The sequence below is a fragment of the Acinetobacter apis genome (genome assembly GCF_900197575.1).
Classification (GTDB): domain Bacteria; phylum Pseudomonadota; class Gammaproteobacteria; order Pseudomonadales; family Moraxellaceae; genus Acinetobacter; species Acinetobacter apis.
The window spans coordinates 117,833-130,371 of the sequence record NZ_FZLN01000002.1; the positions used below are offsets into that span (position 1 = coordinate 117,833).

The 12,539-nt window shown below is 38.2% G+C and carries 13 protein-coding genes; 7 read left to right on the top strand and 6 right to left on the bottom strand.

Going from position 1 to position 12,539, the window contains the following annotated elements; translation table 11 throughout:
* Nucleotides 1–61: 61 nt before the first annotated feature.
* Entirely contained in the window at nt 62–1,012 is a 951-nt protein-coding gene (ispH, locus tag CFY84_RS07110; RefSeq protein ID WP_088823528.1) for a 4-hydroxy-3-methylbut-2-enyl diphosphate reductase, read from the bottom strand.
* A 131-nt stretch (nt 1,013–1,143) separates the two neighbouring features.
* Between ispH and gmk the strand changes: the two genes are divergently transcribed.
* The 6 genes from gmk to bfr all read left to right on the top strand — a co-directional run bounded on the left by gmk (nt 1,144) and on the right by bfr (nt 5,837).
* Nucleotides 1,144–1,764 (top strand): guanylate kinase, encoded by a 621-nt coding sequence (gene gmk / locus CFY84_RS07115; protein WP_088823529.1) that lies wholly within the window; start codon nt 1,144–1,146, stop codon nt 1,762–1,764.
* 81 nt (nt 1,765–1,845) lie between these two features.
* Entirely contained in the window at nt 1,846–2,124 is a 279-nt protein-coding gene (gene rpoZ / locus CFY84_RS07120) for a DNA-directed RNA polymerase subunit omega (protein ID WP_088823530.1), read from the top strand.
* A 189-nt stretch (nt 2,125–2,313) separates the two neighbouring features.
* A complete protein-coding gene (locus CFY84_RS07125; protein ID WP_088823531.1) occupies nt 2,314–4,416 on the top strand; it encodes a RelA/SpoT family protein in 2,103 nt (700 codons plus the stop codon).
* Between the two features lie 28 nt (nt 4,417–4,444).
* Complete coding sequence (locus CFY84_RS07130) at nt 4,445–4,828, top strand: RidA family protein (protein WP_088823532.1); 384 nt, start codon at nt 4,445–4,447, stop codon at nt 4,826–4,828.
* Nucleotides 4,829–4,985: 157 nt separating this feature from the next.
* Nucleotides 4,986–5,180 carry a bacterioferritin-associated ferredoxin gene (locus CFY84_RS07135; RefSeq protein WP_088823533.1) on the top strand — a complete coding sequence of 65 codons (195 nt, stop codon included), beginning with the start codon at nt 4,986–4,988 and terminating at the stop codon, nt 5,178–5,180.
* 183 nt (nt 5,181–5,363) lie between these two features.
* Nucleotides 5,364–5,837 carry a heteropolymeric bacterioferritin subunit Bfr gene (bfr, locus tag CFY84_RS07140; RefSeq protein ID WP_088823534.1) on the top strand — a complete coding sequence of 158 codons (474 nt, stop codon included), beginning with the start codon at nt 5,364–5,366 and terminating at the stop codon, nt 5,835–5,837.
* Nucleotides 5,838–5,883: 46 nt separating this feature from the next.
* On the opposite strand, the gene CFY84_RS07145 is transcribed toward bfr, so the two are convergent.
* The gene (locus CFY84_RS07145) at nt 5,884–7,515 is read right to left on the bottom strand and encodes a PglL family O-oligosaccharyltransferase (RefSeq protein WP_088823722.1); all 1,632 of its coding nucleotides are present in this window, start codon (nt 7,513–7,515) and stop codon (nt 5,884–5,886) included.
* A gap of 283 nt (nt 7,516–7,798) precedes the next feature.
* On the opposite strand from CFY84_RS07145, the gene CFY84_RS07150 reads away from it, so the two are divergent.
* Complete coding sequence (locus CFY84_RS07150; RefSeq protein ID WP_088823535.1) at nt 7,799–8,563, top strand: META domain-containing protein; 765 nt, start codon at nt 7,799–7,801, stop codon at nt 8,561–8,563.
* Nucleotides 8,564–8,616: 53 nt separating this feature from the next.
* Here CFY84_RS07150 and CFY84_RS07155 read toward each other — a convergent pair whose 3' ends face one another.
* From CFY84_RS07155 to CFY84_RS07170, 4 genes are read right to left on the bottom strand one after another with little or no spacing between them, the layout of a single operon-like run.
* Nucleotides 8,617–9,411 (bottom strand): ABC transporter ATP-binding protein, encoded by a 795-nt coding sequence (locus CFY84_RS07155; protein ID WP_088823536.1) that lies wholly within the window; start codon nt 9,409–9,411, stop codon nt 8,617–8,619.
* 11 nt (nt 9,412–9,422) lie between these two features.
* Nucleotides 9,423–10,214 (bottom strand): aliphatic sulfonate ABC transporter permease SsuC, encoded by a 792-nt coding sequence (ssuC, locus tag CFY84_RS07160; protein ID WP_088823537.1) that lies wholly within the window; start codon nt 10,212–10,214, stop codon nt 9,423–9,425.
* Nucleotides 10,211–11,389, bottom strand: coding sequence for an FMNH2-dependent alkanesulfonate monooxygenase (ssuD, locus tag CFY84_RS07165; protein WP_088823538.1), 1,179 nt, complete (start codon nt 11,387–11,389; stop codon nt 10,211–10,213). The genes ssuC and ssuD overlap by 4 nt, the downstream gene beginning before the upstream one ends.
* Before the next feature lie 21 nt (nt 11,390–11,410).
* Nucleotides 11,411–12,409 (bottom strand): aliphatic sulfonate ABC transporter substrate-binding protein, encoded by a 999-nt coding sequence (locus CFY84_RS07170; RefSeq protein ID WP_088823539.1) that lies wholly within the window; start codon nt 12,407–12,409, stop codon nt 11,411–11,413.
* Nucleotides 12,410–12,539: the final 130 nt, after the last annotated feature.

Sequence of the window (12,539 nt, forward strand, 5' to 3'; positions counted from 1 at the left end):
ACAAATAGAACAAAAAAAAAGCGAATAAATATGTATTCGCTTTTATTGTATGCTCTTTTGACTACGATTGTACTACTTGAATACGAAGTTCTTTCGGTAAACTGAATGTAATGTTTTCTTCACGACCATCTAACTCTTTAGGTATTTGAGCACCCCAATCATTAAGCCGTTGAATTACCTGTTTAATTAAAATTTCAGGTGCAGAAGCGCCTGCAGTCACACCAATTTTACAATTTTCTTGAAACCATGCTTGATTCAGTTCATCTGCATTATCGACAAGAAATGCTTTTTTACCCATACGCTCTGCAAGTTCTCTTAAACGATTCGAGTTTGACGAGTTTGGCGAGCCAACTACTAAAACAACATCACATTGTGTTGCTAAATCACGCACAGCATCCTGTCTATTTTGTGTGGCGTAGCAAATATCATCTTTACGTGGGCCTTTAATTTCTGGAAATTTTTGGCGCAATGCATCAATGACTTTGGCTGTATCATCAATCGACAGTGTCGTTTGTGTGACAAATGCTAAATGTGTAGGATCATTGACTGTTAATGCAGACACATCATTTTCATCTTCAACCAAATAAATTTGACCACCATACTTGGTATCGTATTGCCCCATGGTCCCTTCGACTTCAGGATGTCCATGATGACCAATCAAAATGGCTTCACGTGCTTCTCTTGCATATCTTGTGACTTCAATATGTACTTTCGTCACTAAAGGACAAGTGGCATCAAACACTTTTAGACTTCTTTTTTGTGCTTCGTCTTGAACAGCCTTTGAAACGCCATGAGCGCTAAAAATAACAATATTATCATCAGGGACTTGATCTAATTCATCCACAAAAATGGCGCCACGCTGACGTAAATCATCAACAACAAATTTATTATGCACAACCTCATGGCGGACATAAATGGGGTGATCAAAACATTCAAGTGCACGATTCACAATCGCGATCGCTCGATCAACGCCTGCACAAAAACCTCTTGGATTCGCCAGTATAATTTCCATAAATTCCTCAACAACCTTTGAAATAATCAGTTTTCTGTAATGAAATGTCCGTCAAAGATAAATAAAGTATTTTGTTTAGATACAGTCTACTTTAAAATACAGAAGATATTTTATCATATCAGGAAAATATCATGTCAGGTCTATTGTTTGTCGTTTCTGCAGCATCGGGAACAGGCAAAACATCTTTAGTCAAAGCCCTGCTTGAGCGTGTGACGAATTTACATGTTTCGGTATCTCACACCACCAGAGGACAACGACCAGGCGAATTGCATGGTGTCCATTATCATTTCACATCAAAAGATGATTTTTTAGCCCAAGTTCAGCAAGACGGTTTTATTGAATATGCTGAAGTCTTTGGCAATTATTATGGAACCTCTCAAGCAACAGTACGTCAGCAACTTGAGCAAGGACATGATGTTTTATTAGAGATCGATTGGCAAGGTGCTGAGCAAGTTAGAAAAATCTTTCCTGATGCCAAACAAATTTTTATTTTACCACCAAGCCAATTTGACCTTCGCCAACGGTTATCCAACCGTGGTACAGATGCTGTTGACATTATAGAACATCGTTTAAGCTGTGCTGTAGAAGATATGCAACAATATGTGCACTTTGACTATGTGATTATTAATGATGATTTTAAAAAAGCATTACATGACTTAGAGTCTGTTGTTCATGCCAGTCGTCTTACAACCCTGCAACAAGCTCGTCGTCATGCTGCATTAATTGAAAAATTGTTACGTCCTGAAAGTTGAGTAAAACTTGAGTCTAGTGGCGAAGCCATTTATACTAGTCCATTGAGTTAAAACTAACGCATTCGATATAAGAGATCAATTATGGCACGCGTCACTGTAGAAGACTGTTTAGACCACGTAGATAACCGCTTTGAGTTGGTACTTGTGGCGAGTAAACGTGCGCGTCAATTGTCACGTCAAGGCATGGAACCTACTGTTGATTGGGACAATGACAAGCCAACTGTAGTTTCACTTCGTGAAATTGCGCTTGGTCATGTGACTAAAGGTATTTTGAAACAACGTGATCAAGATTATCAAACATCTAATCTCGACATGGCATTATCTGCAAACAACTTGAACTTAGATGGTTATTCTTTCTAAACAATTGTTTCCTGAAAAAAGCCTAGTCTGACTAGGCTTTTTTGTTTTTTCGCTGAATTTGTGAGAAATATCACCCTTTTTTTTAGTTTTTCCGCACTTTCTTGTTCATAAGATTTGACAATAGACACAGAATGCTTTTCATTAGTGTATATCCATTCTATTTTTGTCTAACATAAGGATTACCGGTCTATGCCAGGCGAAGATGTCAGCCAAGCCAAACAACACTTAAAAATGATTATCGACACTTATTTAGATGTTGATGATGTCGTTCGCGTATTGGCTGCCTGTGACTTTGCAGACTTGGCACACAGTGGTATTACACGCAAAAGTGGTGAGCCTTATATTCTTCACCCAATTGCTGTGAGCTGTATTCTTGCGCATATGCGTTTAGACACTGAAACTTTAATGGCATCATTACTTCATGATGTGATTGAAGATACTCAATTTACTAAAGATGACATTACTGAAAAATTTGGTAAAACAGTAGCTGATCTTGTTGACGGCGTCACTAAGCTGACACATTCAAGCGATAAAGAATTTAATAAAGCAGCTTCGTTTCGCAAAATTTTACAAGCTACATTACAAGATCCACGTGTCATTATTATTAAATTGGCTGACCGTTATCATAATATGACAACGCTTGATGCTTTACGTCCTGAGAAAAGAGCACGTATTGCACAAGAGACCTATGATGTTTTTGTACCGATGGCACGGATTGTCGGTATGAATGAAATCGCAGATAATCTTGAATATTTATGCTATCAAAATCTTGATTTAGACTTATTTAACCGAATTCAAGAAGCGCTGCGGCAAACACGACCTCGTCGTTGTCAATACCAACAAGTGTGGGAAGAAAATTTACATGCCCTACTTCAGCAGTTTAACTTGCAAGGGCAAATCAAGAAAAAAAATAATAATATTGAACTATTAAGACATTTTTTAAAAAATAAAATTAATTTAGAAGAACTCACCACAAGCCATAACTTTGAAATTATTTTAGATACTATTGCTGACTGTGACCATTTAGTTGAAGTTTTAAAAGCCAACTTTAAAGTTGTCAGCTTCAAAGACTATATCCGTCGTCCACTGCCTGGTGGCAACCAATTATTAATTTTGACTCTAAAGGGTGAAAAAACCACGCTAACACTGACCATTCAAACCAAGCTTATGCAAAAGGCAGCGCGGTTTGGTGTCATTTTAGGTGAAAATGCACCTCAAGCATGTCGTTCAGCAATACAAGCGTCTATGCAAAACTTAAATACGCTCATTGATACTGACTGTGCAAAAACCACTTTTAACTATTTATTAGATTACCTGCACCAAAAGAAAATTTGGGTCTATACCCCACATGGTCAGCTTCATGAGCTTCCACAAGGTGCAACCATTGTTGACTTTGCTTATTCAGCAAGCCTATTTTTAGGCAACCATGCCATCGGTGCAAAAGTTGATGGTGAAGTAAAACCACTGTCTACACCAATTGCTAATGGTCAAGTGATTGAAATAATAACAGATGTATTGGCTTCTCCAAATCCAGATTGGCTAAGCTTTGTAAATACTCAAAAAGCGCGTCGGGCTATTCAAAGCATTTTGAAAGACCAAGATATTGAAGAGCAGCGTGTCATTGGTAAACAAGCATTAGTACGCGCATTTAAATTGTTTAATAAAACACTCAGTGATATTTCTGCACACGAGTGGCAAGCGCTTCTTGAATGGCGACGTATTGATCTACCTGAACAGTTATATGAACAAATTGCTGTGGGTGAGCTTTTACCACAATTGGTTGCCAATCATTTATTTGCCAATGAAGCAGATTGTCCTGAGGAATCACAACGTTTAATACAAGGCACGGATGGGATTGATATTAAATATGCACGGTGCTGTAATCCTGTGCTTGGTGACCCTATTCGTGGGCATTTGTCTCGTCGTGGTCTAGTAGCACATCGTTTAGGCTGTTACAACCTATCGCATGAGCAGGAACTGCATCCTGAAAATATTATGCCATTGCATTGGAATAATGATGATAACAGCGATGTTAATTTCCCTGCTTACTTGTGCATTCATATGGCAATGGATGATGAGCAAATCTCTGAGCTGATTTATCAATGTCGTAAATCGCATATTGGAGTTGAACAAGTTCATCCTGAAGGCAAAAAAACCTATGTCAATCTTGTCGTCAATAACAGGCAACAAATTGCGCATCTTATTCGTGAGTTACGCATGCATTTTGGTTTTCCACGTATTGTAAGACAAGATATTCCTGTTGCTATTAATAAAATAAGTCGAGTCAGTTAAAGGCTCCATTTTCAAAGGACAATAAGCCATGACAACACGTCAAGTTATTCATACTGACCAAGCTCCTGCGGCAATTGGTACATACTCACAAGCCATACGTGTCGGTGATACAGTATATTTATCAGGACAAATTGGTCTTCACCCTGAACATATGCAGCTTGTAGACGGTATTGAAGCGCAAATTCGTCAAGTCTTCGAAAATGTCAAAGCCATTTGTGAAGCTGCAGATGCTACGCTTGCTGATATTGCTAAACTGAATATTTTCTTAACAGATTTATCTCACTTTCAATTGGTGAATGAAATTATGGGTGAGTACTTTTCTCAGCCTTATCCTGCACGTGCAGCACTTGGTGTTGCAAGCTTACCAAAAGGCGCATTGGTTGAAATGGATGGGATTGTTGTACCTCAATAACATCAAAATAGTGTTTTTTAAAAGCTGCCTAAAATGGCAGCTTTTTTTATTTACTCTACCTATCACATTAACAATTTAATTCGATCAAGAGCATTGACAAACGATAACAATTATCAATATTATAATTATTCTAATCACCCAACTGTGAGTCCGTCTCATGTATGTTTGTTTGTGCCGTGGAATTACTGATCAAGATATTAAGAACGCTATAAACAACGGTAGTGAGAGCTTTCGTCAGATTCGTGAAGAACTTGATCTTGGCACATGCTGTGGACGCTGTGTTCCAGAAGCACGACAAATTATCAGTGAAGAATTGGCTCAAATTGCTGCCCGTATATCAACTGCAGCATAACGTATATTAGCTACAAATGAATCCCCTCCTGTGCAGCAAATGATATCTATATAATTGTTTTTGATTCTGATTTCCATTTGCTGTTCAAAAAACATCTCGCTTTCATCGCCTGTCTTCGCTAGCATACGCATCTATACACTGCCTTTTTTACAGGGCATATAATTTTTGCGGAGAATATAGCCCATGAAAGGCCATCGTGATGTGATTAATCAACTGAATCAAGTGCTTTATCACCACCTGACAGCAATCAACCAATACTTTTTGCACTCACGTATGTTCAACGATTGGGGCATTGAGAAACTCGGTTCTATCGAATATAAAGAATCGATCCGCCAAATGAAACATGCAGATAAAGTGATTGAACGGATTTTATTTTTAGAAGGTTTACCAAACTTACAGCACTTAGGTAAATTATATATTGGTCAACATACTGTTGAAATCTTGCATTGTGATGTGCGTAAAGTAAAAGAAAATATTGATGTCTTGGTATCTTGTATTGAAATCTCTGAAACCAATCAAGATTACGTAACACGTGACATGCTGAAAAAAATATTGGCATCAGAAGAAGAATATTTTGATTGGGCAGAAACTCAAATTGATTTAGCTGAAACCATCAGTACTGAAAACTATATTCAAAGTAATCTGAGTAAGGATTAAGCTCATTACTTTAAAAAAGCTGCCTCAAGGCAGCTTTTTTTATGGTTTAATTCTGATTCTCTGAACGCTGAGTCAATTGTTTAGGGTCATGTTTCATACGGTATAACCCTTGAATTAAAGTCAATTGATGCATTGCCTCTGCACTTTGCCCATTAAATGCTAATAACTGTGCATATTTATATAAATCATAATGCGATGGTGATACCAAAACAGCACGATGAAAATGTAGTAACTCTTGAGGTGTCAGATGAGTAAAGCGATCTAAGTAATACCATTCAGTACGTGCTGAATACTCTGTGAGCATGAAAACCTGTGTGGCGGGTTGTTTAGCCAATCCAGCATCTGTGTGTTTACGTCCATCAGATAAGCCATCTACTGCATGGATGTAATCTCGCCAAATGAGTCCATAAAGCAAAATACAGACAATCAAAATACAGGTGTTTACTCCACCTTTCATTTTAAAAGCCACGCTAGATGTGGTTTCTGATTGAATAAACCCCAATAAAAATGCAACAGGTAATAAAAAGTATGCGTAATTTTGTGGAAACTCTAGCATGGCATGAATAGCAACAGACAAGACAATTAAGCTAGCAATTAGCGTTTCTTTAGAACGAACCACTCGGTTTAATGTCCACAGCCAATACGCAAAATATGCCAAAATACAAGTGCCTAAAATAATTCCATTCCACACGATAATTTCTAAGACAATATTATGAGCACTATTGGTTCTTTCGCTGTGCACAACATAATCAGCCCCGACCAATTGCGCCATTCCTGTTTGATTCCATCCATAACCAAGCCAAGGCTGTTCACGAATGGCATATAACATTTGCTTCCAAATACCAAAACGTGAATGACTTGTGTTGGCACGCTGAACAATATCTGACATTTGTGCTTGAGAAATACCCACATCCACCAATAAGCTATTTAAATATGGAATCCACAATAAACAATTGAGGTAAAGTAAAACCCACAATAAAAGATGCTTTTTGCTAAAGTGATAGCGGTCATGCTTGTGTTTCAATAAAAAATAACAGCTTAAAACAATACATGCGATCCATGGCGTACGTGATTGGCTCAAAGCAATACAAAATAAGATTATGCCTACACCCAAAGCCGTAAGCCATACAGGGATACTGCGCTTTTCAAACACATACAATGCGCCCATTAAGCTCATCAGTAAAAATGTTGCCATATTATTAGGCTGAGCAAAGTTTGCATAAGGACGATTGCCTTTTAGCTCCATCAGTCCCCAAATATTTTTTTCTAAATCAAACCATTGTAAGAGCGCAATGATTGAAGTGATGAAACCCACAATAAACAGCATTAACGATATTGCTGTGAATAAGGATCGTTTTTCATAATCTTTTGCCATGTTATGACCCAAGACCACAACCATGCCAAATGCAAATAAATAACTTGATGATAAAAGCGCTTTGCTAAAATATAGCTCAATTGAAAAACACCACTGTATTAGCGGGATGAGCACTACAAGCATCCAGCCTACTTGTAGCTTTGGCACTTCAAGGGGTTGGTCATAATACAATGCCAATAGACACATCATACTTGCAAATGCAAACATTTCGCTTGAAAAGGTTAGCCAAGGTGTATAGTGGTCAGGAGACAACCATGCCAAGCTAAGTAAAATTGCTGATATCAGTAAAATAAAACGCTGCATGGCATGACAAATAGCAAAAATAAAGGCAGCATTATAGATCAAGTCAGCTTAAAGATCAGACTTATAGAAAAAAGCATTTAATATCTTTAATCGGCAGTATTTTTTCGGTTACAACACAAATTTAAAGACAGTTGTTCATCTTGAAATTTAAGCTGCTGTCCAATATATTATAAAAAAATTAAATTTAATTACCTAAGTTTTCTTATTTGTTCACTAAAAACAACATATTGAATGTAATAAACGGTTAGTCTAAATACATGACTACGAAAAAGATGATCTCTGTATGAAAATAAAATATGCCTTAATCTGTTGCCTACCCTTTTTAGTCACTGCGTGCCAAAATATGCCTTTTTCATCTGAACAAAGTAAAATTGCAGTTGCAGAACAACTGACAGCAAAACAGGTCCATGCTTTAGTCGATTACACATGGTCGCATCAGGCAAATCCAAATTTGCCACCAATTGAAGTCAATTTTGAAGGCGAAAATCGATTTTCTATTGCAACAGGTTGTAATCAGCAAAGTGGTACATGGCAGATTGTTGGTCAAAGGCTACAAACAGGTCCTTTACGCTCAACGCTCATGATGTGTGATCCTGCACGTATGGCACAAGAAAAACAATCACAAGCGCTGTTTGGTGATGCTCAGTTACGTGTAAATCTTGATTTAAGATCAACTGAACAACCTGTATTAACATTAAAAGATAAGCAAGGCGTCAGCTATCAATTTACAGGGCGTATGAAGCCTGAAGCAAAATACCAATCTGAAGGCGAAACAGTCTTTTTAGAAATTGCGCCTGAAACCAAACCATGTCCAGCAGATGCCAGTAAGCAGTGTTTTGTGGTCCGTGAAATCACTTATAATGCACAAAGTGTTAAACAAACAAGTCCAACATGGTTTGCTGAGCCAATTGATATTGAAGGCTATAAGCATGATGCTTCAACACGAAAAATTATTCGTACCAAGCGTTTTCAAACCAAAACAACGCCTGCAAGCAATGTTTACATCTATGACATGACTGTAGAGCAAGAAATTATTCCGAAAAAATAATTTACCATATAAAAAAAGCCATCTTTCGATGGCTTTTTTTATATGGCGCTATTTTAGGTGGCTAGCACAGCCTGTAATGTTTTTTGCTCCAACTCTACAAAAGCTGTATTTTTAACACGTGGTCGAGGCAAATCAACAGTAAACTGTTCGGCAATTCGCCCCTTATCCAATAAGATAATCCGATCTGCAAGTTGTACTGCTTCACTGACATCATGCGTTACTAATATGGCTGTAAAACCCTGCTCTAACCACAATTTTTCAATTAAGCTTTGCATATCTAAACGGGTTAATGCATCTAATGCCCCAAGCGGTTCATCAAGCAAAAGTATTTTTGGTCGATGTAATAATGCACGTGCCAAAGCAGCGCGTTGGCGTTGACCGCCAGAGAGCTGTGTTGGCCACAAGCCTGCTTTTTCTGCTAAACCCACTTTCGCAAGCAAATCCTGTGCTTGGCTTAATTTGCTTTTTGGTAAGCCTAAATTCACATTCGAAACAATGTCTCGCCATGGCAATAAACGAGGGTCTTGGAACATGACTCGAATATCATCTCGACCAATTTTTTCTGTTGCTTTAAATTCAATACTGCCTTGGCTGCTTTGCTCTAAATCTGCAATCAGTCGAAGTAATGTACTTTTTCCACAACCGCTTCGACCGACAATAGCAAGAAACTCACCTGCTCGAATATGTAAATTTAAATCATCTAGTACAGTGACTTGACCATAATATTTCTGTAGTTGGTTAATAGCAATTTCAACCCCTGCTGTGGCAGATGATTGTGCATGCCCGCGTGTGGTTGCTTGATTGGACGTGTGTTCTTGTGTCAGGTGTGCAATATTTAAGTTTGTCATGATCTTACCTTTTAATTTTGATATCCAGCATGCCAACGGAGTAAATAACGCTCTAAATATTGTGCAAGTACATCTGCCAATTTACCTAATAATGCGTAGAGCAATATACCGACCAAGACTACATCTGTTTGCAAAAATTCACGTGCATTCATGGTCATATAACCAATGCCTGACTGTGCGGATATGGTTTCTGCAACAATCAATAAAACCCACACTAAACCTAAAGCAAATCGTAAGCCCACTAAAATAGAAGGCATTGCACCAGGCAAAATGACTTCTTTATATAACTGCCAACGGGTTAATCCATAGCTCTGTCCCATTTCGATCAATTGTGGATCTACTGAGCGAATACCATGATATGTATTAATATATATTGGGAAAAACACACCGACAGCAACTAAAAAAAGCTTTGCTGATTCATCAATACCAAACCATAAAATCACCAATGGAATGAGTGCCAATGCAGGAATATTTCTCACCATTTGTAATGTGGTATCAAATAGTGTTGAAGCAATTTTGGATGTTCCGTTTAATAATCCAAAAATAAAGCCTAAACTGCCACCAATCAATAAACCAATTAAAGCACGGCCTGCACTCACTTTGACATTTTGCCAAAGTTCACCACTTAACAATAAATGCCAAAATGCAGTGACCACAGCACTTGGTGCAGGCAATACTTGTGCACTCAGCAATCCAGTGGATGACGCCACTTGCCATGCACCAATCAACAAAATAGGTACAATCCAAGGCAATACACTTTTAATGACTTGATGGTTTAACCTAGCTTGTGTGGATTGACTCATACGCTTGGTTCCTTGGTTTTATGCGGTTTACCCTTTCCATTTGGCGTATAGTTGTTTGCAATCACCTCACCAAAAGGACCCGTTAAATTCGGCTGTGCTAATTTTTTTTGTACTTCTAATGGTAATAATGGGAACACCAATTCAGCAAAACGAATAGACTCTTCTAAATGCGGATATCCTGAAAAAATAAAGGTATCAATGCCTAAATCAGCATATTCTTTAATTCGTGCTGCAACAGTTTCTGCATCACCGACAAGTGCAGTTCCTGCACCGCCTCGAACCAAACCGATGCCAGCCCATAAGTTGGGTGATACTTCAAGTTTATCTTTTTGTCCGCCATGCAATGCAGCCATTCTTTTTTGACCAATTGAATCCATTTGTGCAAATTTCTTTTGTGCAGCTTCAATGGTTTCATCATCTAAATACTGAATAAGCTCGTTGGCAGCATCCCATGCTTCTTCATTGGTTTCACGTACAATGACATGTAAACGGATTCCATAAGTTAATGTACGCCCTCGAGCAGCTGCTTTTTTACGTACCACCTCAAGCTTTTCTCGAACTGCTTCAGGAGGCTCACCCCAAGTTAAATAGGTATCCACTTGCTCAGCTGCCAGATCTGTAGCAACTTCAGATGAGCCACCAAACCATAATGGTGGATATGGTGTTTGAATAGGTGGATATAAAAGTTTTGCATCATCCACACTTAAACGCTGTCCATGAAATGTATACGGTTCACCTGTATGAGAACGAGTTAACACCTCACGCCAAATTTTTACATATTCTTCAGCAGTTTGATAACGGGTCGCATGGTCTTCATAGACGCCATCACCTCTTAATTCCTCTTCATCACCACCAGTCACTAAATTCAGCAAAATACGTCCATTAGATAAGCGGTCAAATGTTGCAGACATCCGTGCAGCAAGTGCAGGTGTAGTGACACCCGGACGCAGCGCCACTAAAAATTTCAATTTACTTGTAGATTCAATTAAACTTGCAGCAACAATCCATGGGTCTTCACAAGAACGGCCTGTTGGTATCAAGACGCCTTCATATCCTAAATGATCAACTGCAATAGCAATTTGTTTCATATAAGCATGATCAACCTGTCTAGCACCTTTACTTGTACCTAAATATCGACTATCACCGTGTGTTGGAATGAACCAAAAAATTTTCATTGAACGATCCTGAATTTAAGATTATTGGCTTTGCCAAACAGCTTGTTTGACATCAAGTTTTTGAGGAATCAGTTTTTCTTCACTAAAGCGATCAGCAATACGTTGTTGTGCTTCAACCACTTCAGGTTTTAACTCATTCACAATCGATGGCTTATACCGCTTATCTAGTACACGCTGTGCAATGTCTGTGTTTAAACCGATTGTTTTTGAATAAAGCGATAACGTTTCACTTGGATGATCGACAATCCACTGCGCTGCATTATTAGATGATTGGATATATTTTTTGACTTCACTTGGATGATTTTTAACGAAATCAGGACGGCTAATCAAAAAGTTATACGTTGACTCAAAGGTTGTGCCATCCACAATAGAGCGAGCTTGACCTTCAATTTCAGCTGCACTCAAGAACGGTTCCCAAATCGCCCAAGCATCAATTGATTTTTTATCAAGCGCAGCGCGTGCATCTGCAGGCGCTAACCAAATAGGTTGAATATCAGACCAAGTTAAATGCGCTTTTTGTAAAACACGACCAAGTAAATCATGTGCACTAGAGCCTTTTTGTACAGCAATCTTTTTGCCTTTTAAGTCTTCAATGGATTGAATTGGGCTGTCTTTTGGCACCAGAACGGATTGCCATTTTGGATGAACATTTTCATAACCGACATAAACAATATGTTTATTGGCAGCTTGTGCAAAAATTGGTGGTGTATTGCCAACAGATCCTAAATCAATTGAGCCAACAGACAATGCCTCTAACATTTGCGGTCCTGCAGGAAACTCTTTCCATTCCACTTTCGTATTCGGAAATTCTTTACTCAGTAACTGTGCATCGGATTTAAGCACAATCGAATTTAAAGACGATTTTTGGTAGCCAATAGTCAGTGTTTTTAATTCATCTGAGGTGGTTTTTTTTTCTGAGCCTTCAGATGATGCATTTTTTTGACCACCACATGCACTTAATAGCAAGATCAGCACAATGGCTGTAGATGATGTTGCTGACCACGATTTAAAATATGTCATTGTTTAATCCTAAATGTACTGATTTTTGGTCATTAGAATACAAAGACATCTAAATTAAGATGAACTCGCTTGAACTTCATTGCCGACCCTTATCGTCTGTATTTAATTTCTATTTTTTATACGATACGAG

Bases quoted from the DNA above. Each gene is read 5' to 3' on its own strand.
- CFY84_RS07125 (WP_088823531.1), top strand. From the start codon at position 2,314: ATGCCAGGCGAAGATGTCAGCCAAGCCAAACAACACTTAAAAATGATT.
- CFY84_RS07135 (WP_088823533.1), top strand. From the start codon at position 4,986: ATGTATGTTTGTTTGTGCCGTGGAATTACTGATCAAGATATTAAGAAC.
- gmk (WP_088823529.1), top strand. From the start codon at position 1,144: ATGTCAGGTCTATTGTTTGTCGTTTCTGCAGCATCGGGAACAGGCAAA.
- CFY84_RS07150 (WP_088823535.1), top strand. From the start codon at position 7,799: ATGAAAATAAAATATGCCTTAATCTGTTGCCTACCCTTTTTAGTCACT.
- ispH (WP_088823528.1), bottom strand. From the start codon at position 1,012: ATGGAAATTATACTGGCGAATCCAAGAGGTTTTTGTGCAGGCGTTGAT.
- ssuD (WP_088823538.1), bottom strand. From the start codon at position 11,389: ATGAAAATTTTTTGGTTCATTCCAACACACGGTGATAGTCGATATTTA.
- bfr (WP_088823534.1), top strand. From the start codon at position 5,364: ATGAAAGGCCATCGTGATGTGATTAATCAACTGAATCAAGTGCTTTAT.
- ssuC (WP_088823537.1), bottom strand. From the start codon at position 10,214: ATGAGTCAATCCACACAAGCTAGGTTAAACCATCAAGTCATTAAAAGT.
- CFY84_RS07155 (WP_088823536.1), bottom strand. From the start codon at position 9,411: ATGACAAACTTAAATATTGCACACCTGACACAAGAACACACGTCCAAT.
- CFY84_RS07145 (WP_088823722.1), bottom strand. From the start codon at position 7,515: ATGCAGCGTTTTATTTTACTGATATCAGCAATTTTACTTAGCTTGGCA.
- CFY84_RS07130 (WP_088823532.1), top strand. From the start codon at position 4,445: ATGACAACACGTCAAGTTATTCATACTGACCAAGCTCCTGCGGCAATT.
- rpoZ (WP_088823530.1), top strand. From the start codon at position 1,846: ATGGCACGCGTCACTGTAGAAGACTGTTTAGACCACGTAGATAACCGC.
- CFY84_RS07170 (WP_088823539.1), bottom strand. From the start codon at position 12,409: ATGACATATTTTAAATCGTGGTCAGCAACATCATCTACAGCCATTGTG.